The following is a 26734-nucleotide window of genomic DNA, read 5'->3' as shown; positions in this document are numbered from 1 at the left end:
CCCAGAGCAAGGTCGGGACTGGGAGGGTGGGTTGCTCAAACATCACAACAGTCGCGAAGAGGGTAAAAACGTCCAATCGGGCAGGAAGAGACAGAAAGGTAATCCTTCCCACCGGGAACGCCCCGTAAGCCCAAGAAGCCGACCCTTCCTTTGCGACCCTCGCGTTGATCGGCCGTGAAGATGTGCCAGAGTTGCCACGTCCGGGCTGTCAGCACGTACCGTACGGCTACCGCATCGCGGACAGCCGGGGAAGGGGCAGCTGCGTGAGCACGTACGCACGGCAGACGGCGCAGGCGCGCAATGTCGCGCTGCCGTCCTCGCTCGAAGAGGCCGTGGCGGCACTGGCCGCCATGCCCACCGCCGTGCCCGTCGCCGGAGGCACCGACCTCATGGCGTCAGTGAACGCCGGGCTGCTGCGCCCCGCCGGGCTCGTCGGCCTCGGCCGCATCAACGAGACCCGCGGCTGGCAGTACGCCGACGGCGCCGCCCTCCTCGGCGCCGGCCTCACCCACGCCCGCATGGGCCGCCCCGACTTCGCCGCGCTGATCCCCGCCCTGGCCGCCGCCGCCCGCGCCGCCGGGCCCCCGCAGATCCGCAACGCGGGCACCCTCGGCGGCAACATCGTCACGGCGGCGCCCACCGGGGACGCCCTCCCCGTACTGGCCGCCCTGGAGGCGTCCGTGCTGCTGGCCGGGCCGCAGGGCAACCGCGAGCTGCCGGTCAGCCACCTGCTCACCGGCATGGACCCGCTGCGCCCCGGCGAACTGCTGGCGTACGTACGCGTCCCGTTGCTGCACGCCCCGCAGACCTTCCTCAAGGCCACCGGCCGCACCGGCCCGGGCCGCGCCACGGCGTCCGTCGCTCTCGTGCTCGACCCCGCGCGCAGGGGCGTACGCTGCGCGGTGGGCGCGGTTGCGCCGGTGCCGCTGCGGCCGCTGGAGGCCGAGCGGTGGGTCGCCTCCCTGATCGACTGGGACGGCCAGCGCACCCTCGCCCCCGAGGCCTGCACAGCCTTCGGCGAGTACGTCGCCGGGGCCTGCATCCCCGACCCCCTCCCGGGCGAGGACGGCACCCCGGCATCCGAACTGCCCCCCGCCGCGATCCAGCTGCGGCGTACGGTGGCGGCACTGGCCCGCCGCGCACTGGGGAGGGCGCTGGCATGAGCGACGAAGTGACAGGCGAAGGAATGACCGACGGAGTGTGGCAGCCGCTCCCGCAAGGCGCCGAGTACGACGCCGACCAGACCATGCACGTCTCCTTCGCCGCCCAGCTCCCGATGTCCGAGCAGGGCGCCGACCCCGTCGACGCGGCCGCGACCTCCTGGACCATCCCGACGGTCGGCGACGCCGCCGCCGACGAGTCCGGCGAGTACTCGCTGGGTTCGTACGTGCCGGCGGCCCGGACGAGTCCTGCGGAAGCCGTCGCCCTAGCGGAGTCCGCCGACATCCCGGCCGCGCGGTCCGCCGAGCAGAGCGGCCAGTGGAAGCTGCCCTTCGCGGCCGAGGACGGCGGCCCCGAGGAGACCGGCGAATACCCCATAGGGCAGCCCGAGGCCCCCGAAGAGCCCGAGCACGCCCCCCAAGAGGCCCACAGCGACCACCCCCTCGCCTCGTACGTCCTCCGCGTCAACGGCGCCGACCGCCCCGTCACCGACGCCTGGCTCGGCGAGTCCCTGCTCTACGTCCTCCGCGAGCGCCTCGGCCTCGCCGGCGCCAAGGACGGCTGCGAAGAGGGCGAATGCGGCGCCTGCTCCGTCCAGGTGGACGGCCGCCTCGTCGCCTCCTGCCTCGTCCCCGCCGCGACCGCCGCCGGCTCCGAGGTCCGTACGGTCGAGGGCCTCGGCGAGGACGGCCGCCCCTCCGACGTCCAGCGCGCCCTCGCCGAATGCGGCGCCGTCCAGTGCGGCTTCTGCATCCCCGGGCTCGCCATGACCGTCCACGACCTCCTCGAGGGCAACCACAACCCCACCGAGCTCGACACCCGCCAAGCCATCTGCGGCAACCTCTGCCGCTGCTCCGGCTACCGCGGCGTCCTCGACGCCGTCCGCGACATCGTCGCCTCCCGCGAAGCGGACGCCGACGGCGTGTCCGAGACGGCCCGCATCCCGCACCAGACCGGTCCCGGCGGTGACCAGTGATGCGCACCGCCGGGTTGGGGGTAGGCCGTCCGCCTGAGGCGGGACGGGCTGGCCCAACCCGGCCGCACCCGGCGACGGGCGTGCACCACGACGGTGGGTGGCCGGGGGTGCGTCGGCGGGCGACGGTCCCTGGCCGGGTTGTGCCAGCCCCTCCGCCTCAGGCGGAGGGCCTACCCACAACCCGGGGTTCAAGAAAGCGCACCGAGAGGCAAACCGCATGACCGGCCCCGACGCGGCAACCGCGACTCCCGCCGTGGGCACCCCGGTTGCGACCGAGAATCCGGACGCGGCGCCGCACGGCCTGGGTGTCTCCCTGCCCCCCACCGACGCCGTGGCGAAAGCCCAGGGCACGTACCCGTACGCCGCCGACCTGTGGGCCGAAGGCCTGCTGTGGGCGGCCGTGCTGCGCTCACCGCACCCGCACGCCCGGATCGTGTCCGTCGACACGACCGAGGCCGCCGCCATGCCCGGCGTACGGGCCGTCGTGACCCACGACGACGTGCCCGGGGACGCGACGCACGGCCGACGGGTCGCCGACCGGCCGGTCTTCGCCGGGGACACCGTCCGGCACCATGGCGAGGCGATCGCCGCCATCGCCGCCGACCACCCGGACACGGCCCGCCTGGCGGCCGCCGCCATCCAGGTCGAGTACGAGGTGCTGGAGCCCGTCACCGACCCGGAGCGGGCCTTCTCGGCGGAGCCGCTGCACCCCGACGGCAACCTGATCCGGCACATCCCGCTGCGCTTCGGCGACCCGGACGCGGTCGGCGAGGTCGTCGTGGAGGGCCTGTACCGCGTGGGCCGCCAGGACCCGGCCCCGATCGGTGCCGAGGCCGGGCTGGCCGTGCCGCGCCCCGACGGCGGGGTGGAGCTGTACGTGGCGTCCACCGACCCGCACACCGACCGCGACCTGGCCGCCGCCTGCTTCGGCCTGGAACCGGACCGGGTCAAGGTCGTCGTGACCGGCGTGCCCGGCGCGATGGGGGACCGGGAGGACTCGGGCGTACAGATCCCGCTCGGCCTGCTGGCCCTCAGGACGGGCTGCCCGGTCAAGTTCGTCGCGACCCGCGAGGAGTCCTTCCTCAGCCACTCCCACCGGCACCCGACGCTGCTGCGCTACCGCCACCACGCCGACGCCGAGGGCCGCCTGGTCAAGGTCGAGGCCCAGGTGCTGCTGGACGCGGGCGCGTACGCCGACACCTCCTCCGACGCGCTCGCCGCCGCCGTGGCCTTCGCCGCCGGCCCGTACGTCGTCCCGCACGTCTTCGTCGAGGGCTGGGCCGTACGCACCAACAACCCGCCCTCCGGCCACGTCCGGGGCGAGGGCGCGATGCAGGTCTGCGCGGCCTACGAGGGCCAGATGGACAAGCTCGCCGCCAAGCTCGGCCTGGACCCGGCCGAGATCCGCATGCGCAACGTCATGGCGACCGGCGACCTGCTGCCCACCGGCCAGAGCGTCACCTGCCCGGCACCGGTCGGCGAGCTGCTCAAGGCCGTACGGGACGCCGACCTGCCGCCCCTCCCCGTGGACGACGACGAGTCGCAGTGGCTGCTCCCCGGCGGCCCGGAAGGCGCGGGCGAGCCCGGCGCGGTCCGCCGGGGCGTCGGCTACGCGCTCGGCATGGTGCACATGCTCGGCGCCGAGGGCACCGACGAGGTCTCCACGGCGACCGTGCGCATCCACGACGGCCAGGCCACCGTCATCTGCGCCGCCGTCGAGACCGGCCAGGGCTTCACCACCCTCGCCCGCCAGATCGTCCAGGAGGTGCTGGGCGTCGAGGAGGTCCGCGTCCTGCCCTCCGACACCGACCAGCCCCCCGCCGGCGCCTCGGCGCGCGGCCGCCACACCTGGGTGTCGGGCGGTGCGGTCGAGCGCGCCGCCAAGATGGTCCGTACGCAGCTTCTCCAGCCGCTCGCCGGGAAGTTCGGCATGTCCGTCGAGCTGCTCACCATCGCCGACGGCAAGATCACCTCGTACGACGGCGTGCTGTCCACCACCGTCGAGGAGGAGCTGGCCGGCAAGGAGCTCTGGGCCACCGCCCAGTGTCGCCCGCACCCCACCGACGAGCTCGACGACACCGGCCAGGGCGACGCCTTCGTCGGCCTCGCCTTCTGCGCCGTACGGGCCGTGGTCGATGTCGACATCGAACTCGGCTCCGTCCGCGTCGTCGAGATGGCCGTGGCCCAGGACGTCGGCCGGGTCCTCAACCCCCGCCAGCTCGCCGCCCGCATCGAGGCCGGCGTCACCCAGGGCGTCGGCATGGCCCTCATGGAAGATCTCCGCGCCCCCCGCGGCATCATCAAGCGGCCCACCCTGACCGGCTATTCACTCCCCACCGCCCTCGACGCCCCCGACGTCCGCATCGTCAAGCTCGTCGAAGAGCGCGACGTCGTCGCCCCCTTCGGCGCCAAGGCCGTCAGCGCCGTCCCCGTCGTCGTATCCCCCGCCGCCGTCGCCGCCGCCGTACGCGCCGCCACCGGCCGCCCCGTCAGCCGCCTCCCCATCCGGCCCCAGCACGCCGTGGCCAAGCCCCAGCAGGCGTAAGCAGACACACGTGTAAGGACCCGGCACCAGGTGGTGCCGGGTCCTTACACGTTCCCCTGGAGGCGGTGACCGGAATCGAACCGGCGTAACTCGCTTTGCAGGCGAGTCCCTAAACCACTCGGGCACACCGCCATGGTGACCACGTACGTAGACCATAGGCGGGGCGGCCCGGGGGCGGTCAATGATCGGGGCTGGGCTGCAACGTGAAGTTCATGAACGGCCCGGGAGGGGCTCAGGAGCGCTCGATGGCGCGGGAGGGGAGGTCGTGACTCTGGTGGCCGCCGCTGGCGAGCATGCGGACCTCGCCGCGGTCGCTTATCTCCGCTTGGACGATGCCGGTGTCGTCGGCGTAGACGGGGTAGCCACCGGCGCCTTTGCGCTCGGTCTCGTTGACGACGACCGTGTCACCGGACTCCGGGAACGTGAGTTCGTAGCTCTTTGTATGCCCCATATCAGACTTTATGCCCACTAATCGGCAGGTGACTCCTCGAGAAACTCCTCGACCACCGGGCAGAACAGCTCCGGCTCGTCGACCCAGGGGTAGTGCCCGACCTCGTGCAGCGGCTGCCAGCGCCCGTGGGGGAAGGACTCGGCCACCACCTTGCCCGCGTGCATCCCGCTGACCGAGTCCCGGTCGCCCGTGATCACCAGGACCGTGCAGGTCACCTCCCGTAGGCGCCGCAGGAGGGCCAGCCGGGTCGGTTCGTCGACCCCTTGCCAGAAGCCCGCTCGCGGCACCGGGTTCAGCTGGTCTGCCTCGGCGGCGGCGTGTGCCTGCTGGGGTTCGTCCCAGCGGCCGTAGGCCATGGGCGCGATCTTCAACAGGAGCTCCTTGACCTCGTCGAAGTCGGCGGCCTCCTCCAGGTCGTGCAGTGCCACCATCGTCTCCGGCCACCATGGCTCCGCGGCCCGCTCCTGGAAGATCTCCCGGGCGTCCTCCGGCAGCTCGCCCTGCAGTCGCGAGCCGGGGGTGACCAGGACGAGGTGGGTCAGCCGGCCGGCGTGCGCCGCCGCGTACGCCTGCGCGGTCGCGGCGGCCGCGTCGTGCGCCAGCAGGGCGAAGCGCTCCAGGCCGAGGTGTTCGCGGAGTGCCTCCACGTCCTCCGCGAGCCGCGTGAAGGCGTACGACCCCGGATCCTCCGCCGGGGGCGAGTCCCCGGTGCCCCTGCTGTCGGGAATCACCAGGGTGTGGGTCGCGTCCAGGCCGCCCAGATCCCCGAGGTAGGCGGCATCCCGGGCCGGGCCCCCGGCCAGGCAGACGAGGACGGGGCCCTCGCCGGTGGTGCGGTACGCGATCTCGGCTCCGTCGTACGAGGTGAAGGTCGGCATGCGGTAGGTCTTCCCTGCCGGGCGGGCCTAAGTCCAAGGACCGAGCGGGCGTCAGCCGAACGGCAGGGGTGAAACGGGGATACGCCCCTTACTCTGTCGGGGTGACAACCGCAGAGCCGCAGTCGAACACCGAGCAGACCCGCACCCCCGTACCCGCGCCGGACGACGTGACCGTGTGGGGGCGCCCCTATCGCGCCCTCACCCTCGGCATCGTGACCGTCGTCCTGCTGATCGCCTTCGAGGCGACCGCGATCGGGACGGCCATGCCGATCGCGGCCCGGGAGCTGGACGGGCTGGCGCTGTACGCGTTCGCGTTCTCCGCGTTCTTCACGACCTCGCTGTTCGCCATGGTCGTGAGCGGCCAGTGGTGCGACCGCAACGGCCCGCTGCCGCCGCTCGCGGCCGGCATCGGCGGCTTCGCGGCGGGCCTGGTCATCTCCGGCACCGCGCAGTCCATGTGGCCCTTCGTGCTGGGCCGGGCCGTGCAGGGGATCGGCGGCGGCCTCCTCATCGTGGCCCTGTACGTCGTCGTGGGCCGCGCCTACCCCGAGCGGCTGCGGCCCAGCATCATGGCGGCCTTCTCCGGGGCGTGGGTCGTCCCGTCGATCGTGGGCCCGCTGGTGTCGGGGACGATCACCGAACAGCTCAGCTGGCGCTGGGTGTTCCTGGCGATCCCGGTGCTCGTCGTCGTACCGCTGCTCACCGCGCTGCCGGCGCTGCGGCGCCTCGACGCAGCGGGCACGGACGAGGACGGGGCCGAGGGCGGGGCCGGGGCGCCGTTGGACCGGCGCCGGCTGCGGCTGGCGGGCGGCATCGCACTGGGCGCTGCGCTGCTTCAGTACGCGGGCCAGGATCTGCGCTGGGTGTCGCTGGTCCCGGCCGCCGCCGGGGCCGCGCTGCTCGTGCCGTCGGCGTTGCGGTTGCTGCCGCGCGGTACGTTCCGGGCGGGGCGGGGGCTGCCGGCGGTGGTCCTGCTGCGCGGGGTCGCGGCCGGTACGTTCATCGGTGCCGAGAGCTTCATCCCGTTGATGCTGGTCACCCAGCGCGGCCTCTCCCCGACCCTCGCCGGGCTCTCGCTGGCCGGGGGCGGCGTCACGTGGGGCCTCGGCTCCTATCTGCAGAGCCGCCCCCGTCTCGAGCCGCACCGCGACCGCCTCGTCCGGGCCGGCATGGTCCTGTCCGCCCTCGCCATCGCCGGCGCCGGGCTCACCCTTCTCCCCGGCGCCCCCGCCTGGACCGCCGCCATCGCCTGGGCCGTCGGCGGCCTCGGCCTCGGCCTCGTCATCGCCTCCCTCAGCGTCCTCCTCCTCCGTCTCTCACCCCCCGCCGAGGCCGGTGCCAACTCCGCCGCCCTCCAGGTCAGTGACGCCCTCTCCAACGTCGTCCTCGTCAGCGCCACGGGCACGGCCTTCGCTGCGCTCGGCGGGGCCGCGCACGCTGCGGCGTTCGCCGCGGTCTTCCTCCCCCTCGCCGCGATCGCCCTCACGGGTGTCTGGGTCGCGGCGCGCCTGCGGGACCCCGTCCCCTAGGGTGGTACCACTATGACCCCACTCGCGGTACCGTTCTGGTATGGCGATGAATCTCAGGCTGCGTGAGGATCAGCAGGAAGCCCTCAAGCTGCGTGCGGAGGAGGAGGGGCGGAGCATGCACGCGATAGTGCTTCAGGCGGTCGATCGATATCTGGAACAAGAGACGGACCGGGCAGAAGTCCGCCGCCTGGGGGCGAAGTACGCGGCGCGCCATGCTGACCTGCTGCGGAGGCTGGGGGAATAGGTGAAGTACCTGACGGTCCAGGAGGTCCTGGACCTGGCGGAACTTGCCTGCGCAGGCCAGGAGGTCGCCGTACGCGACCTGGGGCTGCTGAGTTCCGCGGTGCACCGACCGCGCTCGCGGATGTTCGGCGTCGAGGCCTACAGCGATCTCTTCGAGAAAGCGGCCGCGCTTCTGCATTCGCTTGCGGTCCACCATCCGCTGGTGGACGGCAACAAGCCGGTGGCCTGGATGTGCACGGTCGTCTTTCTCGACGTCAATGGCGCCGAGATGCTCGATGCGAACCAGGACGAAGCGTACAAGCTGGTCGTCAGCGTCGCGGCCGGAGCGACAGACGACGTAGGTGACATCGCCCGCCGCCTGCGAGCCCTGCACGATGCGGTGTGACCCCTGTCGCACATGCGACGGACGCGGCGGCGTTCTGCCGGAGTGGCGGCCGGGGCGCCGGTAGGCTGGCCGGGTTTTCGTACCTAAGCCCGTACCTCAGCCCGTACCCAAGCCCGTGCGGAAGCCCCGAACGCAGGCCCCGACCGACACACCGGAGACCGTGACTACCACCGCAGCCACCTCCAGCGGCGCCCATTCGCACAGCTTGTCCCCGGCCTTTCCGGGCCGTGCCCCGTGGGGTACGGCGAACAAGCTGCGCGCCTGGCAGCAGGGCGCGATCGACCGCTATGTCGCGACGCAACCGCGCGACTTCATGGCCGTGGCGACGCCCGGCGCCGGAAAGACGACGTTCGCGCTGACGTTGGCGTCGTATCTGCTGCACAACCACCTCGTGCAGCAGATCACGGTGGTCGCGCCGACCGAGCACCTGAAGAAGCAGTGGGCGGAGGCGGCGGCGCGGATAGGGATCAAGCTGGACCCGGAGTACAGCGCGGGTCCGGTGAGCCGGGAGTACCACGGGGTGGCCGTGACGTACGCGGGCGTGGGGGTACGCCCGATGCTGCACCGGAACCGGTGTGAGAGCCGGAAGACGCTCGTCATCCTGGACGAGATCCATCACGCGGGCGACAGCAAGTCCTGGGGCGAGGCGTGCCTGGAGGCGTTCGAGCCGGCGACGCGCCGACTGGCCCTCACCGGTACGCCGTTCCGGTCGGACACGAACCCGATCCCCTTCGTGACGTACGAGGAGGGGAACGACGGGATCCGCCGGTCCTCCGCCGACTACACCTACGGCTATGGCAACGCGCTCGCGGACGGCGTCGTGCGTCCGGTCATCTTCCTCTCCTACAGCGGCAACATGCGCTGGCGCACCAAGGCGGGCGACGAGATCGCCGCCCGCCTCGGCGAGCCGATGACGAAGGACGCGATCGGCCAGGCCTGGCGGACGGCGCTGGCGCCCACCGGCGACTGGATCCCCAACGTCCTGCGGGCCGCCGACCAGCGGCTGACGGAGGTCCGCAAGGGCATCCCGGACGCGGGCGCGCTGGTGATCGCGACCGACCAGGACAGCGCTCGCGCGTACGCGAAGCTGATCAAGGAGATCACCGGGCACAAGGCGACCGTGGTGCTGTCGGACGACCCGGGGTCGTCGAAGCGGATCGAGGACTTCGGGGCGAGCGACGACCGGTGGATGGTCGCGGTGCGGATGGTGTCGGAGGGCGTCGACGTCCCGCGGCTCGCGGTCGGGGTGTACGCCACGACGATCTCGACGCCCCTCTTCTTCGCGCAGGCCGTGGGCCGTTTCGTACGGTCGCGCCGCCGGGGCGAGACGGCGTCGGTGTTCGTGCCGACGATCCCGATGCTGCTGGAGTTCGCCAACGAGATGGAGGTCGAGCGCGACCACGTCCTCGACAAGCCGAAGAAGGACGGCGGCGACGAGGACATCTACGCCGAGGAGGACAAGCTCCTCGCGGAGGCGGAGCGCGAGCAGGACGAGGACACCGGCGACGAGGAGCAGTTGCCCTTCGAGGCGCTGGAGTCCGACGCCGTCTTCGACCGGGTGCTGTACGACGGCGCCGAGTTCGGCATGCAGGCGCACCCGGGCAGCGAGGAGGAGCAGGACTACCTCGGTATCCCGGGGCTGTTGGAGCCGGACCAGGTGCAGATGCTGCTGCAGAGGCGGCAGGCCCGGCAGATCGCGCACAGCCGCAAGAAGCCGGACGCGGAAGCCGACCTGATCGAACTCCCCGCCGAACGGCGCCCGATCGTCACCCACAAGCAGCTCCTCGAACTGCGCAAGCAGCTCAACACCCTGGTCGCCGCCTACAACCACCAGAGCGGCAAGCCGCACGGCGTGATCCACAACGAGCTGCGCCGGGTGTGCGGCGGTCCGCCGAGCGCGGAGGCCACGGCGGGGCAGCTGGGGGAGCGCATCAAGAAGGTCCAGGAGTGGGCCACCCGTATGCGGTGACGCGGGGCGCCGGCGACGGTGACCGGTGTCACATGCCGGAAGTATGCGCTCATTCGCATAAAACCTGACCGGATTGTGGACGGTGTCTTCCGCTGAGCGGTACGGAGTGGATAGCGTGCCGCTCACGCAACGCGCTCCGTGTCATCGCAGCCCCGGAGCGCAGCCGGTATCCACCGCCAAACCGGCGGCATCTCCGCGCTCTGCCGCGGGACCGGCAGAGGAGACGCCGCCACTCACGAGAAGGGGGCGTCGTGACCGCGGAGACCTCTCAGACGCTCGACCGGGGCCTCAGAGTCCTCAAGCTGCTCGCCGACACCGACCACGGGCTCACCGTGACCGAGCTGGCGGCCAAGCTCGGGGTCAACCGGACGGTCGTCTACCGGCTGCTGGCCACGCTGGAGCAGCACGCCCTCGTACGACGTGATCTCGGCGGTCGCGCCCGCGTCGGCCTCGGCGTGCTCCGGCTCGCCCACCAGGTGCACCCGCTGCTGCGCGAGGCCGCCCTGCCGGCGCTGCGCTCGCTCGCCGAGGACATCGGCGCCACCGCCCACCTCACCCTGGTCGACGGCACCGAAGCGCTCGCCGTCGCCGTCGTCGAGCCCAGCTGGACCGACTACCACGTGGCCTACCGCACCGGCTTCCGCCACACCCTGGAGCGCGGCGCCGCGGGCCGCGCGATCCTGGCGGGGCGCGGTGTCCACCCGTACGTGCCGGAGCAGCGGTGCGTCGAGGGGCAGCCCGGTTTCGTGCTCAGCCACGGCGACCTGGAGGCGGGCGCGAGCAGTGCGGCCGCGCCGCTGCTGGGGGTGACCGGCATCGAGGGCAGCGTGGGCGTCGTCATGCTCGCCAACGCGATACCCGAGCGGGTCGGGCCGCGGGTGGTCGAGGCGGCCCTTGAGGTGGCCGATGCGCTGCGCTAGCGGTCGCGTGAACTAGATTCTCCCCCATGTCTTTCGCCGCCGCCGCTGCCTCACCCCGGAACCGGGTCCTCGCCGTCTGCGCCGCCCTGGTGATCGCCCTGCTCGCGGTGGCGGCCCTGGCGCCGCTGCCGGTGTCGATCGTCGTGCCCGGGCTGACAGCGGACGTCCTGGGCAAGAACAAGGGCCAGCAGGTGATCACCGTCACCGGCACCACGACCCGTGAGACCAGCGGGCAGCTGCGGATGACGACGATCGCGGCGACGCAGCCGGACGCGAGCGTGCACTTCAGCGACATCGTCAAGGCGTGGTTCGCCAAGGACGAGGCGGCGATGCCGCGCGACGCCGTCTATCCGACCGGCGGGACCGTCAAGGAGATCGAGAAGCACAACCAGGCCGAGATGACCCAGTCCCAGGACGCCGCGACCGCCGCCGCCCTCGATCACCTCGGCCTGTCCTCCTCCAAGGTCAAGGTCAGCCTGCACCTCGCCGACGTCGGCGGACCCAGCGCCGGACTGATGTTCACGCTCGGCATCATCGACAAGATCGACGGCAACGGCTCCGGCGGGGACCTCACCGGCGGCCGCAAGATCGCCGGCACCGGCACCATCACATCCGCGGGCAAGGTCGGCGCCGTCGGTGGCGTGCCCCTCAAGACCCAGGCCGCACGGCGTGACGGCGCCACCGTCTTCATCGTCCCCCAGGGCGAGTGCTCCGACGCCCAGGCCGAACTGCCCTCCGGGCTCCGCCTGGTCCCCGTCACCACGCTCGACAGCGCGATCAGCGCCCTCAGGGCCCTGAACGGCGGTGGGGGCAAGGTCCCCAGCTGCTGAGCCCCGGCCGGGCCGGCCCGCGCAAGGGTCAGCCGCCCTCCTTGATGAAACCCTCCTTGACCAGCCAGCGCTTGGCGACCTGGTGTGGGTCGTCGCCGTCCACGTCCACCTGGCCGTTGAGTTCCTGGGCGACCGAGGTCGTGAGCTTCTTCGTGATCGGGTCCAACAGCCCCCGGATCGCGGGCCACTTGTCCAGGGTCTTGGTGTTGACGACCGGGGCCGCGTTGTAGTTGGGGAAGAACTTCCGGTCGTCCGCCAGGACGTCCAGGTCAAGGGACTTGATGCGGCCGTCCGTCGTGAAGACCTCGCCCAGCAGGCATGAACTGCTCTTCGCCACCTGCGTGTAGATGATCCCGGTGTCCATCTTCTGGGTCTGGGAGGCCGGGATGCTCATGCCGTACGCCTTCTCCATGCCCGGCAGGCCGTCCTCGCGGGCCGCGAACTCGTTCTCGACGCAGAGGGTCACCGCCTTGGGGTCCCTCTTCGCCAGGGCCGCGACATCGGACAGCGTCCTCAGCCGGTACTTCTTGTTGTTGGCCTTGCTGATCGCCAGCGCGTAGGTGTTGTTGAGCGAGGACTGCGGCAGCCAGGTCAGGCCGTTCTTGAGGTCCTCGTCGTGGACTGCCTGCCACTGTTTCTGCGGGTCGGCGATGGGCTTGGTGTGGCCGAGATACGTGATCCAGGCGGTGCCGGTGTACTCGTACATGGCGTCGGCCTGGCCCTTACGGACCGCCTCCCGGGCGCCGATGGAGCCCTGGATGCTGGTGCGGTCCAGGACTTCGGCGCCGGCGGCCTTGAAGGCGAGGCCGATCATCTGGCCGAGGATGATGTTCTCGCTGAAGCTCTTCGAGGTGACGGTGAGGGAGGCGCCCTTGAGGGGCCGGCCCTGGCCGATGGAACCGGGCGAGACGTCGTCCGTCATGGGGCTGCCGCTCTTGAGGCCGCACGCGGCCAGGGCGGTGGCCAGCGTCAGGGCGCACGCCGCACACCGTACGGCCGCGGACCGCCGTACGCGGCGCATCAGCCGACCTCCAGGCCGCGCGGGCGCATGAGGGCCTCCACGAGGGAGGCGAGCCAGTCCACGAACAGGGCCAGCACCACGGTGAGTACGGAGCCGAGGATGAGCACCGGCATGCGCTGGGTGACGATGCCCGAGGTGATGATGTCGCCGAGGCCTCCGCCGCCGCCGAAGGTGGCGAGCGTGGCGGTGCCGACGTTGAGGACCAGCGCCGTCCGCACACCCGCGAGGATCAGCGGTACGGCCAAAGGGAGTTCGACCCGGGTCAGGGTCCCCAGCGCCGACATGCCGATGCCGCGGGAGGCCTCGACCAGGGTGGGGTCGATGGCCTTGAGCCCGGCGACGGTGTTGGAAAGGACCGGCAGGACCGCGTAGATGACCATGCCGATGATGGCCGTACGGGCGCCGATGCCGAGCCAGATGACCAGCAGCGCCAGGAGGCCGATGGCCGGGGTGGCCTGGCCGACGTTGGCGAGGGCGGTGACGCCGGGCGCGGCGCGGCGCAGGCGGCGCCGGGTGAGGGCGATGCCGAGCGGGATGGCGATGATGAGCACCCAGAAGGTGGAGATGGCGGTGAGCCTGATGTGCTGCCACATCCGCAGCCGGACGGTGTCGCCGACGACGGAGTTCTCGGCGATCGTGTCCAGGTGGATGTTGGTGAACCACAGATACGTCGCCAACAGGGTCAGCCCCAGCACCACCGGCGTGATCACGGCCTTCTGCCAGGTCAGCCGCCGGGGCGGGCGCTCGGCCACGAAGCTGCGCTCCGCCTCGAGCCCGGGTTCGGACTCCTGCGGGCGCTTGAGGGGCTGCGGGGTGCCGGGTGAGCTCACGCCCGCTCCCCGGGTTCGCCGCCGACGTCCTCCTGCTCGGACCGGGTCTGCGATGCCCGGGTCTCCTCCAGGTCGTGGTGGTGCTCGATCGCGTTGAGGCGGTCGGCCTCCAGCATCTCGTGCACCGAGTTGATCAGCGTCTCCATGTCCACGACGCCGATGAACTCCCCACGCCGCCCGGTCACCGCGACCCGCCCGCTGCTGTCGAGGAGCACCGCCTCCAGCGCGTCGCGCAGCGTCGCGTCCATGGTCACCGTGTCCTGCACCATCGTGCCGGCCCGCGCCAGCGAGCCCCGGGCCCGCATCAGGTCGCCGCGCCGCAGCCACTTGTAGGGGCGGCCCCTGCGGTCGAGCAGCAGCAGCTCGTTGGTGTTCGTACCCCGCAGCCGGTCGAAGACGGACTGCAGTGGATCGTCCACGCTCACGGTCGGGAACTCGGCGATGCCCACGTCCCGCACCCGGGTGAGATTGAGCCGCTTGAGCGCGGCGCCCGCCCCGACGAAGCCCGAGACGAAGTCGTCGACCGGGTTGGTGAGGATCGCCTCCGGGGTGTCGAACTGCGCGATGTGCGAACGCTCCCGCAGCACCGCGATCCGGTCGCCGAGCTTGATGGCCTCGTCGAAGTCGTGCGTCACGAACACGATGGTCTTGTGCAGCTCGTGCTGCAGCCGGATCAGCTCGTCCTGCAGATGGTCGCGCGTGATGGGGTCCACCGCCCCGAACGGCTCGTCCATCAGCAGCACCGGCGGATCCGCCGCCAGCGCCCGCGCCACGCCCACCCGCTGCTGCTGACCGCCCGACAGCTGCCGTGGATACCGCCCGTGGAACTCCCTGGGGTCCAGCCCGACCAGGTCGAGCATCTCCTCGACCCGGTCCTTCACCCGCGCCTTCGGCCAGCCGACCATCTTCGGTACGAGGGCGATGTTCTCGGCCACCGTCATGTGCGGGAACAGCCCCGAGGACTGGATCGCGTAACCGATCTTCCGGCGCAGCTTCACCGGGTCCATGTCGGTGACGTCCTCGTCGTTGATCCGGATCCGCCCGGAGGTCGGCTCGATCAGCCGGTTGATCATCTTCAGGGTGGTGGACTTCCCGCAGCCCGACGGCCCGACGAGGATCACCGTCTCGCCCGCCTTGATCTCCATGCTGACGCTGTCCACCGCCGGCTCCGGGTTGCCCGGATAGCGTTTGGTCAGGTTCTCCAGCACGATCGCGGCGCCCTCAGACACGGATGGCCCCCGGGATGGTCAGACGGCCGATCAGCACGTACACGGCGTCGAAGAGCAGCGCGAGGATGACGATGCCGAGCGTCCCGGCGAGCACCTGGTTGAGCGCGTTCGCGCTGCCCAGCGAGGCGATCCCCCGGAAGATCTCGTTGCCGAGCCCGGGCCCGGAGGCGTACGCCGCGATGGCCGCGATGCCCATCAGCATCTGGGTCGACACCCTGATCCCGGTCAGGATCGGCGGCCACGCCAGTGGCAGCTCCACCCGCAGCAGCCGCCCGAGCCGCGACATGCCGATGCCCTTCGCCGCGTCCACCAGGGCCGGTTCGACCCCGCGCAGCCCGACGATGGAATTCCGGACGATCGGCAGCAGCCCGTACAGCACCAGCACCGTCACGGTCGGCGGCACGCCCAGCCCCAGCGGCGGGACCAGCAGACCGATCAGGGCCAGGGAGGGGATGGTGAGGATGGTCGCGGTCGAGGTGATGGCCAGGTTCCCGGCCCAGTCACTGCGGTAGGTGAGGACGCCGAGGAGCACGCCGATGACGGTGGCGATCACCATGCACTGGAAGACGGCACTGGCATGCTGATAAGCGTCGATCAGCAACTGCTGACGCTGGTTGCCGAGGTACTCCCAGAAGTTCACGTCTCCTCCGCCGCTGCCTGCTCCACCAACGGGATGATCCGCAATGGAACCGGATTTTCCATAACAATCGCCGTGGACGCCCGCACAATGCCATCAAAGCCCACAACCCGGTCGATCACCCGTTGAAGATCCGCGTTCGACCGCGCCACCAGCCGGCACAGCATGTCCCCGTGCCCGGTCGTCGTGTGCAGCTCCAGCACCTCCGGCACGCCCACCAAATGCGCCCGTACGTCGACGCCTTGCCCCTGCTTGATCTCCAGCGTCGCGAACGCCGTCACCGGATACCCCAGCGCCGCCGGATCCACCTGCGGCCCGAACCCCCGGATCACCCCATTGGCCCGCAGCCGGTCCAGCCGCGCCTGCACCGTCCCGCGCGCGACGCCGAGCCGCCGGGACGCCTCCAGCACCCCGATCCGGGGCTCGTCGGCGAGAAGCTTGATGATCCGGCCGTCCAGCTCGTCGATCCCCATGTACATGACTCCGGTGCTCATAATGCGCGGCTGATTATGTGATTCGCTGTACATAGTGTCCAGCGACTGAGGGAACCATTGCGCACTATGAGCTGCGGGGCCATACCGGGCAGCCGTAGATCTTCACCAAGCCTGTTCAGGATCGCCCGAAGGTCTTCGTCGAAATGATCGAGCGACACGGTTCGATGGGCTTTGGCAAGGGCTTACCTGACGGCCCTCTTTGAAGTGATCAACGATCGCCTCAACCGCCGCAGAAGCGCCGGGTCGTGCCTCCACGGGGGAGGGGCGTGGCCCGGCGCTGTGCGTGTGCGCAGTAGGCGTGCCCGAACAGCAGTCGCCGGTCGAGAAGGGCGGCGGTGAGGTAGCGGTCGACCTCGGGGAGACCGGCCGTGCGGGGGAGCGGGTCGAGGCCCACGATGAGGGCGGCGTGGCGGCGTACGAGCAGCAGCCGGGTCCATTGCGGGTGAGCGGGCAGCGGAAGCTCCGCCGTCCCCAGGTCGAGGCTGACCCCGGCTCCCGGGCGCACGGTCAGCACTTCGCCGAGCTCGGCCACGGGCGCCTCGGCGGCGGCCAGTCCGAGCCGTGCGGCAAGCTCGGCCATCCCGAGCCCTGCGGGATGGGCAAGCAGCAGCATGGGCAGCGGTTCCCCGGCGGGGTCGGCGTCCGCCCAGGTCCAGGCAGCCGGGGTGCGGGGTGGAAATTCCGTCGTCATGCCATCCACGGTGGCTTGATCCGTCTACCGTTGCGAGTAGTTGCGCGGTCACTGAGCGTTCGTACGGCCCGGCGGTGGGCCCTGTACGGCTCGGTACGGGGAGGGTTGAGGCGGATGGGCGACGGAGTGCCGCAGAGCTGGGGCACGTTCGGGTTGATGCTCGGGCACTACCGGGGCCTGAAGGGGCTGACCCAGGCCGAGTTGGGGCAGCGGATGGGCTACTCCGAGTCACAGGTCGCGTCGGTCGAGCAGGGCCGACGGTTGGCGTTGCCGGACTTTGTCGCGAAGGCGGAGGAAGTACTTGGCGCGCGGGACGCGCTGTTCAAGCTGGCGAAGACGATCAGCGCGGACGGCCTTCCGGCGTTCTTCGCCAACTTCGCAGCTATTGAGGCCGAGGCGGTCACCCTCTATTCGTACGAGAACCATGCGATCCCTGGCCTGCTGCAGACCGAGGCCTACGCTCGCGCAGTGATCGGCGCCTACTGTCCGCCGCTGGACGACGACGAGATCGAGCGTCGCGTTCAGGCTCGGGTCGGACGCCAGGCTGCGCTTACGCGTAAGCCGCCGCTCATCGCGGGCTTTGTCCTCGATGAGGTGGCACTGCGGCATCCGATCGGGGGGCGGATGGTGCAGAAAAACCAGCTGCTACGCCTGCTGGAATGCGGGAGCATGCGTAATGTGCAGATCCAGGTCATGCCGACCGAGGTCGAGGAACACCCAGGCATGGATGGCCCGTTCGTCCTGGTGGAGGGGGTCGACCGTCGAGACCTGGCCTACATCGAGGTACAGGAAGTGAGCGTCCTGCTTGCGGATCCGACAGAGGTCAGCGTCCTCAAGGCGCGCTATGGGATCATCCGAGCCCAGGCTCTTACCCCCAGGGACTCGGCAGATCTGATCAGGAAGTTGGCAGAGGAGCTATGAGCACGCTCGACTGGTTCAAGAGCAGCTACAGCGGCAATGCCGGCGGCAACTGTGTCGAGGTCGCCTACGAGTGGCGCAAGTCCTCCTACAGCGGCAACGAGGGCGGCGACTGCGTCGAGGTCGCCACCTGCGCCCACGCCGTCCACGTCCGCGACTCCAAGGACACCGCCCGCCCCGCCCTCGCCTTCGGGTCCGACGCCTGGGCCGCGTTCGTCCGGTACACGGCGCAGGCGTGAAGCGCTGGCAGCGCAAGGCACTGGAAGCGTTGCCCATTCCGGTGGGCGCGCTCGTGGGGGAGGGCGTACGTCAGGCGCTGGGGCGCCCGGACGACAACGTGACGTTCTTCGTGGTCTTCTTCGTCGCTGCGTTTATCTGCGGACTTGTCATCGACAGCCTCGTGGAGCGGTTCTCTTCCGACGAAGGTGACAGGGTGTCACGGGGGGTGCGCGGGGGGTGTTGAGACCGCAGCTGTGTGGCTGGAAGGCGATCGTGATGTGCGTGAGCTCTCGATCGAAGTGGGCCAGGTCCTGTGGGGGGTGATCATGGCCACGGTCGACGCAACGACGCGAGGGTGGTTTCTGGCTTGGCGACCGCGGTCTGCTGCCATAGGGCCGCGCATATGACTTCAGGTTTCACGTGCGCGCAAGCCGAGCGGCCGAGGAATACTCGTTCGGGTGGACTCTGGGGAGCTTGAGGCTCGCGGTGGCAGGATGGACGCATGAGTGCCCAGCCAGTCGCCTCTGCCGATCACCCGAGTTTCCCCATGCCTCCGCTCACCCCGGAGTCATTGCGCGCCGCGGTTGCCAAGCTTGCTCCCAGCAGACTTGCCGAGTTGAACACTCACCTCGCCCGTGCAGCGACGCAGGCGCAGGAGCTGGACAGCCTTGCGCCGCTGCGATCCTTCACGGACTACTGGGGAATAGTGGTCGCTATAGAGCGTGATCCGACTCGCGCCGCGCGCTTCCACGAGCTGGAGGCCATCGTGGACGACGGCCTGGACCCGGAGGCGGGTCGCGCGGCTATCAGCGAGATCGGTGCCATTGTGGACGTGGCCCGCGCAGAGGCGCGGGTGTGAGCGATGAGTGGAGCTGGGCGTACGATCCGGACGCCGATCATGTGGTCGGCGGTCTGCCACCCGAGGCACTGAGCGAGGTGGAACGGATCGCAGGCTCCCTCGCTGTGTTGGGCCGTGACGCGTCGCAGGTGGGCCGTGGCCCTGCACACGGGGGCGGTCTGCGTACGGTGGATCTGTCGGAAGGGCGCGGGTTCCTGTTGTTCATGGCCTATGCGCCGGATCGCATGATCGTTGTCGTACGCGTCATCTGGCACGCGTAGCCCGACGCGGATCTTCCGCGCGCAGCGCGCCGGTGCCACGCTGGACGTATGGGCGACCTTATTGACCACCTGCGCGCGGGACTGCCGGACGACGCGATCCTGACCGACCCCGACGTCACCACGTCCTACGCCAACGACATGGCGAGCTTCTGCCCCTCGGGCGCTCCGGAGGTCGTGGTGCTGCCCCGGACCACCGAGCAGGTGCAGCATGTGATGCGCACCGCCACGGCTCTGCGGGTCCCCGTGGTGCCGCAGGGGGCGCGGACGGGGCTGTCCGGGGCGGCGAACGCGTCGGAGGGGTGCATCGTGCTGTCGCTCACCAGGATGGACCGGATCCTGGAGATCAATCCGGTCGACCGGGTGGCGGTCGTGGAGCCCGGGGTGGTCAATGCCGTGCTGTCCCGGGCGGTGGCGGAGCAGGGGCTGTACTACCCGCCGGACCCGTCGAGCTGGGAGCAGTGCACGATCGGCGGGAACATCGGCACGGCCTCGGGGGGCCTGTGCTGCGTGAAGTACGGCGTGACCGCCGAGTACGTCCTGGGCCTGGAGGTGGTGCTGGCGGACGGCCGGCTGCTGAAGACGGGCCGCCGGACGGCGAAGGGGGTGGCAGGGTATGACATGACGCGGCTCTTCGTCGGCTCGGAGGGCAGCCTGGGCATCGTGGTCGAGGCGACCCTCGCCCTGAAGCCCGCGCCACCGTTGCAGCTGGCACTCGCCGCCGAGTTCCCGTCCGTGGCAGCGGCCTGTGAGGCGGTGTGCGCGATCATGGCAGGGGGCCACGCACCGTCGCTGCTGGAGCTGATGGACTCCACGACGATCAGGGCCGTCAACGACCTGGCCAACATGGGGCTGCCGGACAGCACCGAGGCCCTGCTGCTCGCCGCTTTCGACACGCACGACCCGGGAGCGGATCTGGCGGCGCTCGGGGAGTTGTGCACAGCGGCCGGAGCGACCCAGGTGGTCCCGGCCGACGACGAGGCGGAGTCGGAGATGCTGCTCCAGGCACGCCGGATGTCGTTTCCGGCGCTGGAGCGGATCTCGTCGGCGACGATGATCGACGATGTGTGCGTGCCGCGCAGCGCACTGGGGGCGATGCTGGACGGAGTCGCCGGCATCGCCGAGAAGTACGACCTGACCATCGGGGTGTGCGCGCACGCCGGAGACGGCAACACGCACCCCGTGGTCTGTTTCGACGCCGCCGACCCCGACGAGTCCCGACGGGCGCGGGAGTCGTTCGACGAGATCATGGCGCTCGGCCTGGAGCTGGGCGGCACGATCACCGGCGAACACGGCGTCGGCGTACTGAAGAAGGAGTGGCTGGCCCGCGAGCTGGGCCCGGTGGGGGTGGAGATGCAGCGCGGGATCAAGGAGGTCTTCGACCCGCTCGGCATTCTCAATCCGGGCAAGCTCTTCTGACGCGACGCCAACGACTGTCACCACGCCGGCCGTCACGCCTCCGGCGTCGTCTCGTCCTCCCTGCGCCACGGATCCCGCAGCCACAGCTCGTCGCGCGGGGTCGTGGGCATCAGCAGCTCGCTCAGCCCGTCGTCCAGGGCTAGCTGGTCCTGCTCCGTGCCCGGTGGCACCAGATGCAGCGTGCGCTCCAGCCAGGCCGCCACGGGCGACGAGGACGCCTCCAGCAGGGCGTTGCCGTCGGGGGAGCTGAGCGCCACGCAGATGACGCTGCGGCCGTCGGCCTTTGTGGGCCAGACGCGTACGTCGCCGTGGCCGCAGGGCCGGAAGACGCCCTCGACCAGCAGCTCGCGGGCGAAGGTCCAGTTGACGGGGGAGTCGGAGCCGACGTGGAAGGTGATGTGCACGGCGAAGGGATCGTCCGAGCGGTAGGCCAGCTTGGCCGGTACGGCGATGCTGCGCTCCGGCGACAGCACCAGGTGCATTTCGAGTTCGCGTTCCACCACGGTGTGCATGAAGACGTCGTCCTTTCCTCGGCGCGGCGGCCCCTTGCGGTCTTGTCGCGCAGCGGGTGCTGCCAAAGGGCCTGCACCGGGAGAGAGCGCATACAGCTCTCACCATTACGCGGCTTCGCGGGATCGGGAGGATTTTTTAAGAAGGAGGCGCGGCGGAGGTATCCATGGGGTAGGCACGTGGGGGTGGTTCCGGCGGAGGGCGGGGCCCGGACGACCCCCGTGTCTGATAAATGTGGACCCCGCACCCCTCACCCACCCCCACCAATACGGCCGAGCAGATACGGGACGTACGGACGATGACCTCCCCCACTCCGGGCTACTATCCGGACCCGTCCATTCCTGGCTACATCCGGTACTGGAATGGCTCCTCCTGGGTTCCCGGTACGAGCCGGCCCGCGCCGCGGCCCGGGGAGGACGTGGCGCCGCCGCGCTTGGCGCGGACACCCTCCATGGAGGAGTCGGGGCCGATGTTCCTCGACGAGGACCCGGAGGCGCCGGTCGCCGAATCCCCGGCCACCCAGGCCCCTGCGGCCGAGAGGCCGACCGCCGGGGCCGGGCCGTCCACCGGGTGGCCCGAGGCAGGCGCGCCCACCCCCGCCCGGAGCCCGGATCCCGCTCCCGCGCAGGCCCAGGCCGCCCCGGCCCCGGGCCCCGCCCCGGCCACCGTGGCGCCTCGCCCCGCCGTGCCCGCGCAGTCCCAGGCCGCCCCGACTCCGGCGCCCGCCCCGGCCCCCACCCGCGAGGAGCCCCGCCCGCAGGCCGCGCCCGCGCCGTGGGCGCAGCAGGTGCACGACCTGGCGCGGCAAGGGCAGGGCCCGGGCGAACAGGCGGAAGAGTCGGCGCCGATGCCGTGGAAGCCGCCGGTGAGCGATCCCTTCCTGCTGGCGGCGCAGGAGCAGGCGCGGCCGGCGTCGCTCGGCAAGCGGCTGGCGGCCCGCATCGTGGACTCGCTGGTCGTGGGAGCCGTCGCCGCCGTGGCAGCGGTGCCGCTGGGCTCGGCGGCGTACGACCACATCCAGCAGAAGACGGACGCGGCGCGGCAGACCGGCGAGACGGTCACGGTGTGGCTCATCGACGGCACGACCAGCGTGCAGCTCGGCATCATCGCGGCCGTCGTCCTCGTCACCGGCCTGCTCTACGAGGTGCTGCCGACCGCCAAGTGGGGCCGTACTCTCGGCAAGAAGCTGCTGAAGCTCAAGGTGCTGGACATCGAGTCGCAGTACGAGCCGGGCTTCGCCGCCGCCCTGCGCCGCTGGCTGACGCACACGCTGCTCGACGCGGTGGTGATCGGCTTCGTGGGGCTGGCGTGGTGCCTGTTCGACCGGCCCTGGCGGCAGTGCTGGCACGACAAGGCGGCCAGGACCTTCGTGGCGGGCGACTGACGCTCACTCCGGCTGACACCCGAACGGACCCTGCCAGAGGCGCCGCCGTATTGTCCGGGTTTCACTCGGTGCATGAGCACCGATGACGACCCGTTCGCGAAGAAGCCGGAATCCGCTCAGGAGCCCCCGCCGCCTCCGCCGAGCGGTTCGCCGTACGACCGGCCCCCGTCGGCGCCGCCTCCGCCCCCGCCGCCGTCGGCGAGCCCGTACGGCAGCGAGCCGGCCCCCGACCCGCTGCTGGGCATGCCGCCGCTGGCGAACCGAGGCCGCCGGCTGCTCGCCCGGATCGTCGACGCGCTCATCGTCGGCATCCCGGTGTACGCCGTCACGGGCGCTGCCTTCAACAACTACGACTACAGCAACACCGGTGCGTCCTATGGCGAGTCGGTGATCTACGCGGTCGTCTATGTCATCTACCAGGTGTTCATGCTGCCCCGGTACGGCCAGAGCCTCGGCAAGATGCTGCTGAAGGTGCGCGTCGGCATGCTCGCCGACGGCTCGCATCCCACCACCCAGGCGGCCCTCAAGCGCGAGTCCACCTATGCGCTGGTGCCGATCATCCCCTGCTGCGGTTCGATCTTCTGGCTCGTCAATGTGCTGTGGTGCACCTGGGACAAGCCGTACCGGCAGTGCCTCCACGACAAGGCGGCTCAGACGGTCGTCGTCTCCGCTGCCTGACATCCCGCCGGGGATCTGTACGGCCATCCGATTGGCTGCTTCACTCACCGTATGAGTGATAAGGATCCGTACGGCCAGCCCTTCTACGGCACTCAACCCACCGGTCCCGGGCAGGGCCCCGGCGCGGTCCCGGGCCCTGGCCCCGCGCCCGGCTATCCCCCGGGCTACGCCCCCGGGGTCCCGCCCGGCATGCCGCCCCTGGCGACGCACGGCCAGCGCTTCCTGGCCCGGCTGATCGACACGGTCCCGCTCATCGTGCTCTGGGTGATCGTGAGCGTCGTGGTCTTCGCCGGCAACTGGTCCGACGCGGGGGGCATCGGCTTCGGCAGGCAGCTGCTCGTCTACGTCATCGTCTATGGCGTGTACTTCGTCTACGAGGGCGTCATGGTCTCCCGTACCGGCCAGACCCTCGGCAAGATGGCCCTGAAGATCCGCGTCGCCCGGCTGGCCGACGGCAACGCCCCCGGCAACGACGGCTGGCAGCGCGCCGCGGTCTACGTGCTGCCGGGCATCCTGTCGGCGATCTGCATCGGCGCGGTCTTCTGGCTGCTGAACGTGCTGTGGTGCACCTGGGACAAGCCGTACCAGCAGTGCCTGCACGACAAGGCGGCCAAGACCGTGGTCGTACAAGCAGGCTGACCTGACGAAGGCCCCGGACCTCGGTCCGGGGCCTTTTCGCTTTTCGCGGTGTCAGCGGTGGTGTCAGCGGCGCAGCGAGTGCTCGGTCACGCGCGACTCGGCGTTGCTGGGTATGCGCACGCGCGGTATCGGGGTGCCCGCCACGGCTGTGGCATTAGCCGCGGCCGTACGGGCCCTGGAGCGGGCGGTCAGTGGGATCGGCACCGTCACGGCGACCAAAACGCCGAGCACGAGACCGGCGGCCGCGATGACGACGACGCCGATACCCGATCGCGCCTCGGAGAGCAGCAGCATCGCGAGGGTGGAGAGCACCACGGTGGCTGAACCGTAGGCGATTTGGGCAGTGGTAGGACGCGGCATGTCGGGGGTCCGTCCTCGTATACGTCGATGGTGTCGAGCGTCGGGTAGGGCGGGTACTTCACGCTTTGTGTGGTTATGTGCGTGGTGCGCCAACCACAGACTCTACGTTCCGACATGCCCCTAGGGAACGGCTGGTAAGCGTGACCTAACCCACGGTGCGGAAGCACAGGGGGCGCACGGGGTCGCATCGCGCTCTCCCTGTGGCGGCAATGTGTCCGCTATGCGCAACCGGCCGACCGATCACCGTAGTTGACCCGTCATGAACAAGTCAAGATCTGTTTTTTCTCCCGCCACTTCGATGCAATGGCCTCACCAAAGGGAGGTCAAGACATCGTGAATAGCCACCGACGGACCATCAGATCCGCCGCTCTGGCCGTGGCGATCGCCGCGATCGGCGCCGCCGTGATACCCACCACGGCGGCAACGGCCGCATCGGCTTCAGGCTCCTCCTCCGCCGTCGTGCGTGAGGACCCGGCGCGGGTCGCACCGGTCGAGGACGACCGTGACGGCCCGCTGACCGCGCGTCAGGAAGCCCAGAAGCAGCAGGCGCTCGAACAGGTCATATCCGGGAAGTCCACGGTCAAGGACCGGGGCGACTCGAAGGTCGTGAAGCTCAGCGGCGGCAAGTACGTCGAGCTCGCCCGCGAGAAGACCGACAAGATCTTCACGATCCTCGCCGAGTTCGGCGACCAGGTCGACCCGGCGTACGGCGGCACCGCCGGCCCCGCGCACAACCAGATAGCCCAGCCGGACCGCTCCACGGACAACTCCACCGCCTGGCAGGCGGACTACAACCAGCAGCACTTCCAGGACCTTTACTTCTCCTCGGCGAAGGACAAGGACTCCCTGAAGAAGTTCTACGAGAAGGCCTCCTCGGGCCGCTACTCGGTCGACGGCACCGTCCAGGACTGGGTCAAGGTCGACTACAACGAGGCCCGTTACGGCTCCAACCTCTGCGACACCTGCACCTGGAACCTGGTCAGCGACGCCGTCACCCAGTGGGCCGCCGACCGCAAGGCCGCCGGCGACACCGACGCCGAGATCAAGGCGCAGCTGGCCGAATACGACCAGTGGGACCGTTACGACTACGACGGCGACGGCGACTTCAACGAGCCCGACGGCTACATCGACCACTTCCAGATCGTGCACGCCGGCGAGGACGAGTCCGCCGGCGGCGGCGCCCAGGGCACCGACGCGATCTGGGCCCACCGCTGGTACGCGTACGGCACCGACGCCGGCAACACCGGGCCCGACAACAACAAGCTCGGCGGCACCCAGATCGGCGACACCGGCATCTGGGTCGGCGACTACACCGTCCAGCCGGAGAACGGCGGACTCGGCGTCTTCGCCCACGAGTACGGCCACGACCTCGGCCTCCCGGACCACTACGACACCACCAACACCGCCGAGAACTCCACCGGCTTCTGGACCCTGATGTCCTCCGGCTCCTGGCTCGGCACCGGCAAGAACACCATCGGCGACACCCCCGGCGACTTCAGCGCCTGGGACAAGCTCCAGCTCGGCTGGCTCAACTACGCCACCGCCAAGGCGGCGACGAAGTCCGTCACCAAGCTCGGTGTCGCCGAGTACAACACCAAGGACAAACAGGCGCTCGTCGTCGACCTGCCCGACAAGACCGTCACCACCGACCTGGTCACCCCGGCCTCCGGCTCGTACCAGTGGTGGAGCGGCAGCGGCAACAGCCTGAGCAACACCCTCACCCGCGATGTCGACCTCACCGGCAAGACCTCGGCGAGCCTGTCCCTCAAGGGCTTCTACGACATCGAGACCGCCTACGACTACCTCTACACCGAGGTGTCCACCGACGGCGGCACCTCCTGGACCCCCGTCGACGGCATGGTCGGCGGCGCCGCCATCCCAGGCGACGCCAGCGACCAGCCCGCCCTCACCGGCACCGTCGACGCCTACCAGGACCTGGTCTACCCGCTCGACGCCTACGCCGGTCAGTCCGTCAAGCTGCGCTTCCGCTACGCCACCGACAGCGGTGTCGCCCAGAAGGGCTTCACCGCCGACGACATCACCATCACCGCCGACGGCTCCACCCTCCTCACCGACGGCGCCGAGAACGGCGACAACGGCTGGACGGCGGACGGCTTCACGGTGAAGGGCGCGTCCTTCTCCGACGAGTACGCGCAGTACTACATCGCCGAGAACCGCCAGTACGTCTCGTACGACAAGACCCTCAAGGTCGGCCCGTACAACTTCGGCTTCCTGGACACCAAGGAGAACTGGGTCGAGCACTTCCCCTACCAGAACGGCCTGCTCATCTGGCTCTGGGACACCTCGCAGGGCGACAACAACGTCAGCGCCCACCCCGGCCAGGGCCTGGTCCTCCCGATCGACGCCCACGCCAAGCCGCTGAAGTGGTCCGACGGCACGGTGATGCGCAACCGCATCCAGGCCTACGACTCGACCTTCACGCTGGAGCCGACGGACGCGCTCACGCTCCACAAGCTGAGCGTGACCACGAAGATCAAGAGCCAGAAGGGCGCGTCGGTCTTCGACGACCGCAAGGGCACGTACTACTACGCCGCCAACCCGTACGGGGGCGTGCAGGTGCCCGACACCAACACGAAGATCAGGATCCTCTGGCAGACGAAGGGCGGCAGCACGGTCACCGTCGCGGTCGGCCCCTCCACGAAGTGATCACTTCTTGATCGAAATTCACTCGAAATGACCCG

General features: G+C 70.4%; 28 protein-coding genes, 1 tRNA gene and 2 pseudogenes. 20 read left to right on the top strand and 11 right to left on the bottom strand.

Annotated features, from left to right (window positions below):
• Positions 1–263: 263 nt before the first annotated feature.
• The 3 genes and pseudogenes from ACFXJ5_RS23605 to ACFXJ5_RS23595 all read left to right on the top strand — a co-directional run bounded on the left by ACFXJ5_RS23605 (position 264) and on the right by ACFXJ5_RS23595 (position 4682).
• Entirely contained in the window at positions 264–1163 is a 900-nt protein-coding gene (locus ACFXJ5_RS23605; RefSeq protein ID WP_384634337.1) for an FAD binding domain-containing protein, read from the top strand.
• Between the two features lie 422 nt (positions 1164–1585).
• A pseudogene (locus ACFXJ5_RS23600) lies at positions 1586–2137 on the top strand ((2Fe-2S)-binding protein); the annotation flags it as partial.
• 217 nt (positions 2138–2354) lie between these two features.
• Entirely contained in the window at positions 2355–4682 is a 2328-nt protein-coding gene (locus tag ACFXJ5_RS23595; RefSeq protein WP_384634334.1) for a xanthine dehydrogenase family protein molybdopterin-binding subunit, read from the top strand.
• A 57-nt stretch (positions 4683–4739) separates the two neighbouring features.
• Here the strand turns inward: ACFXJ5_RS23595 and ACFXJ5_RS23590 are convergent.
• The 3 genes from ACFXJ5_RS23590 to ACFXJ5_RS23580 form a co-directional block, all read right to left on the bottom strand.
• Positions 4740–4814 (bottom strand) — tRNA-Cys (locus tag ACFXJ5_RS23590).
• A 100-nt stretch (positions 4815–4914) separates the two neighbouring features.
• Positions 4915–5133, bottom strand: coding sequence for a DUF6296 family protein (locus tag ACFXJ5_RS23585; protein WP_384634331.1), 219 nt, complete (start codon positions 5131–5133; stop codon positions 4915–4917).
• A gap of 17 nt (positions 5134–5150) precedes the next feature.
• Positions 5151–6011, bottom strand: coding sequence for an alpha/beta fold hydrolase (locus tag ACFXJ5_RS23580; protein WP_384634329.1), 861 nt, complete (start codon positions 6009–6011; stop codon positions 5151–5153).
• A 101-nt stretch (positions 6012–6112) separates the two neighbouring features.
• On the opposite strand from ACFXJ5_RS23580, the gene ACFXJ5_RS23575 reads away from it, so the two are divergent.
• From ACFXJ5_RS23575 to ACFXJ5_RS23550, 6 genes are all read left to right on the top strand, one after another.
• Positions 6113–7540, top strand: coding sequence for an MFS transporter (locus ACFXJ5_RS23575; protein WP_384634326.1), 1428 nt, complete (start codon positions 6113–6115; stop codon positions 7538–7540).
• A gap of 46 nt (positions 7541–7586) precedes the next feature.
• Positions 7587–7784, top strand: coding sequence for an Arc family DNA-binding protein (locus tag ACFXJ5_RS23570; protein ID WP_384634487.1), 198 nt, complete (start codon positions 7587–7589; stop codon positions 7782–7784).
• Entirely contained in the window at positions 7785–8168 is a 384-nt protein-coding gene (locus ACFXJ5_RS23565; protein WP_384634324.1) for a type II toxin-antitoxin system death-on-curing family toxin, read from the top strand.
• A 160-nt stretch (positions 8169–8328) separates the two neighbouring features.
• Positions 8329–10137, top strand: a complete 1809-nt coding sequence (locus ACFXJ5_RS23560) for a DEAD/DEAH box helicase (protein WP_384634321.1) — start codon at positions 8329–8331, stop codon at positions 10135–10137.
• 251 nt (positions 10138–10388) lie between these two features.
• The gene (locus tag ACFXJ5_RS23555) at positions 10389–11057 is read left to right on the top strand and encodes an IclR family transcriptional regulator (RefSeq protein WP_384634318.1); all 669 of its coding nucleotides are present in this window, start codon (positions 10389–10391) and stop codon (positions 11055–11057) included.
• Between the two features lie 26 nt (positions 11058–11083).
• Positions 11084–11887, top strand: coding sequence for a S16 family serine protease (locus ACFXJ5_RS23550; protein ID WP_384634315.1), 804 nt, complete (start codon positions 11084–11086; stop codon positions 11885–11887).
• 28 nt (positions 11888–11915) lie between these two features.
• Here the strand turns inward: ACFXJ5_RS23550 and ACFXJ5_RS23545 are convergent, their stop codons facing one another.
• The 5 genes from ACFXJ5_RS23545 to ACFXJ5_RS23525 are packed head-to-tail and all read right to left on the bottom strand — an operon-like array spanning position 11916 to position 16077.
• The gene (locus ACFXJ5_RS23545) at positions 11916–12908 is read right to left on the bottom strand and encodes a glycine betaine ABC transporter substrate-binding protein (RefSeq protein ID WP_384634313.1); all 993 of its coding nucleotides are present in this window, start codon (positions 12906–12908) and stop codon (positions 11916–11918) included.
• Entirely contained in the window at positions 12908–13738 is an 831-nt protein-coding gene (locus ACFXJ5_RS23540) for an ABC transporter permease (RefSeq protein ID WP_384634310.1), read from the bottom strand. The genes ACFXJ5_RS23545 and ACFXJ5_RS23540 overlap by 1 nt, the downstream gene beginning before the upstream one ends.
• Positions 13735–14967 carry a betaine/proline/choline family ABC transporter ATP-binding protein gene (locus tag ACFXJ5_RS23535; RefSeq protein ID WP_384634307.1) on the bottom strand — a complete coding sequence of 411 codons (1233 nt, stop codon included), beginning with the start codon at positions 14965–14967 and terminating at the stop codon, positions 13735–13737. Before ACFXJ5_RS23535 ends, ACFXJ5_RS23540 begins: the two co-directional genes overlap by 4 nt.
• The gene (locus ACFXJ5_RS23530; protein ID WP_384634304.1) at positions 14960–15607 is read right to left on the bottom strand and encodes an ABC transporter permease; all 648 of its coding nucleotides are present in this window, start codon (positions 15605–15607) and stop codon (positions 14960–14962) included. The genes ACFXJ5_RS23535 and ACFXJ5_RS23530 overlap by 8 nt, the downstream gene beginning before the upstream one ends.
• Positions 15604–16077 (bottom strand): Lrp/AsnC family transcriptional regulator, encoded by a 474-nt coding sequence (locus tag ACFXJ5_RS23525; RefSeq protein WP_384634484.1) that lies wholly within the window; start codon positions 16075–16077, stop codon positions 15604–15606. The genes ACFXJ5_RS23530 and ACFXJ5_RS23525 overlap by 4 nt, the downstream gene beginning before the upstream one ends.
• A 119-nt stretch (positions 16078–16196) precedes the next feature.
• On the opposite strand from ACFXJ5_RS23525, the pseudogene ACFXJ5_RS23520 reads away from it, so the two are divergent.
• A pseudogene (locus ACFXJ5_RS23520) lies at positions 16197–16338 on the top strand (4-hydroxyphenylpyruvate dioxygenase); the annotation flags it as partial.
• Here ACFXJ5_RS23520 and ACFXJ5_RS23515 read toward each other — a convergent pair.
• Positions 16319–16789 carry a hypothetical protein gene (locus ACFXJ5_RS23515; protein WP_384634301.1) on the bottom strand — a complete coding sequence of 157 codons (471 nt, stop codon included), beginning with the start codon at positions 16787–16789 and terminating at the stop codon, positions 16319–16321. The pseudogene ACFXJ5_RS23520 and the gene ACFXJ5_RS23515 sit on opposite strands and share 20 nt — an antisense overlap.
• A gap of 114 nt (positions 16790–16903) precedes the next feature.
• Here ACFXJ5_RS23515 and ACFXJ5_RS23510 point away from each other — a divergent pair, with 114 nt between their 5' ends.
• The 6 genes from ACFXJ5_RS23510 (at position 16904) to ACFXJ5_RS23485 (ending at position 20461) form a co-directional block, all read left to right on the top strand.
• Positions 16904–17710, top strand: coding sequence for a Scr1 family TA system antitoxin-like transcriptional regulator (locus ACFXJ5_RS23510; RefSeq protein WP_384634298.1), 807 nt, complete (start codon positions 16904–16906; stop codon positions 17708–17710).
• Positions 17707–17946: a DUF397 domain-containing protein gene (locus ACFXJ5_RS23505; RefSeq protein WP_384634295.1), complete on the top strand. Its 240-nt coding sequence runs from the start codon at positions 17707–17709 to the stop codon at positions 17944–17946. Before ACFXJ5_RS23510 ends, ACFXJ5_RS23505 begins: the two co-directional genes overlap by 4 nt.
• Complete coding sequence (locus ACFXJ5_RS23500; protein ID WP_384634292.1) at positions 17943–18170, top strand: hypothetical protein; 228 nt, start codon at positions 17943–17945, stop codon at positions 18168–18170. Before ACFXJ5_RS23505 ends, ACFXJ5_RS23500 begins: the two co-directional genes overlap by 4 nt.
• A 258-nt stretch (positions 18171–18428) precedes the next feature.
• Positions 18429–18785 (top strand): hypothetical protein, encoded by a 357-nt coding sequence (locus ACFXJ5_RS23495; protein ID WP_384634289.1) that lies wholly within the window; start codon positions 18429–18431, stop codon positions 18783–18785.
• Positions 18782–19045 (top strand): hypothetical protein, encoded by a 264-nt coding sequence (locus ACFXJ5_RS23490; protein WP_384634286.1) that lies wholly within the window; start codon positions 18782–18784, stop codon positions 19043–19045. The genes ACFXJ5_RS23495 and ACFXJ5_RS23490 overlap by 4 nt, the downstream gene beginning before the upstream one ends.
• Before the next feature lie 48 nt (positions 19046–19093).
• Positions 19094–20461, top strand: a complete 1368-nt coding sequence (locus ACFXJ5_RS23485; RefSeq protein WP_384634283.1) for an FAD-binding oxidoreductase — start codon at positions 19094–19096, stop codon at positions 20459–20461.
• Between the two features lie 32 nt (positions 20462–20493).
• Here the strand turns inward: ACFXJ5_RS23485 and ACFXJ5_RS23480 are convergent, their stop codons facing one another.
• Entirely contained in the window at positions 20494–20973 is a 480-nt protein-coding gene (locus tag ACFXJ5_RS23480; protein ID WP_384634280.1) for an SsgA family sporulation/cell division regulator, read from the bottom strand.
• Positions 20974–21269: 296 nt separating this feature from the next.
• On the opposite strand from ACFXJ5_RS23480, the gene ACFXJ5_RS23475 reads away from it, so the two are divergent.
• The 3 genes from ACFXJ5_RS23475 (at position 21270) to ACFXJ5_RS23465 (ending at position 23672) form a co-directional block, all read left to right on the top strand.
• On the top strand, positions 21270–22355 hold the full coding sequence (locus ACFXJ5_RS23475; RefSeq protein ID WP_384634481.1) for an RDD family protein: 1086 nt from the start codon (positions 21270–21272) through the stop codon (positions 22353–22355).
• Between the two features lie 72 nt (positions 22356–22427).
• Positions 22428–23033, top strand: a complete 606-nt coding sequence (locus tag ACFXJ5_RS23470) for an RDD family protein (protein WP_384634277.1) — start codon at positions 22428–22430, stop codon at positions 23031–23033.
• Positions 23034–23084: 51 nt separating this feature from the next.
• The gene (locus tag ACFXJ5_RS23465; RefSeq protein ID WP_384634274.1) at positions 23085–23672 is read left to right on the top strand and encodes an RDD family protein; all 588 of its coding nucleotides are present in this window, start codon (positions 23085–23087) and stop codon (positions 23670–23672) included.
• Between the two features lie 63 nt (positions 23673–23735).
• On the opposite strand, the gene ACFXJ5_RS23460 is transcribed toward ACFXJ5_RS23465, so the two are convergent.
• Positions 23736–24032 carry a hypothetical protein gene (locus ACFXJ5_RS23460; protein WP_384634271.1) on the bottom strand — a complete coding sequence of 99 codons (297 nt, stop codon included), beginning with the start codon at positions 24030–24032 and terminating at the stop codon, positions 23736–23738.
• A 303-nt stretch (positions 24033–24335) separates the two neighbouring features.
• On the opposite strand from ACFXJ5_RS23460, the gene ACFXJ5_RS23455 reads away from it, so the two are divergent.
• A complete protein-coding gene (locus ACFXJ5_RS23455; protein WP_384634268.1) occupies positions 24336–26699 on the top strand; it encodes an immune inhibitor A domain-containing protein in 2364 nt (787 codons plus the stop codon).
• Positions 26700–26734: the final 35 nt, after the last annotated feature.

The sequence above is a fragment of the Streptomyces sp. NPDC059373 genome (assembly GCF_042751495.1).
In the GTDB taxonomy this organism is placed as follows: Bacteria; Actinomycetota; Actinomycetes; order Streptomycetales; family Streptomycetaceae; genus Actinacidiphila.
The sequence above is the reverse complement of the archived record's forward strand: the minus strand, read 5'-3'. Positions and strand labels throughout refer to the sequence as shown.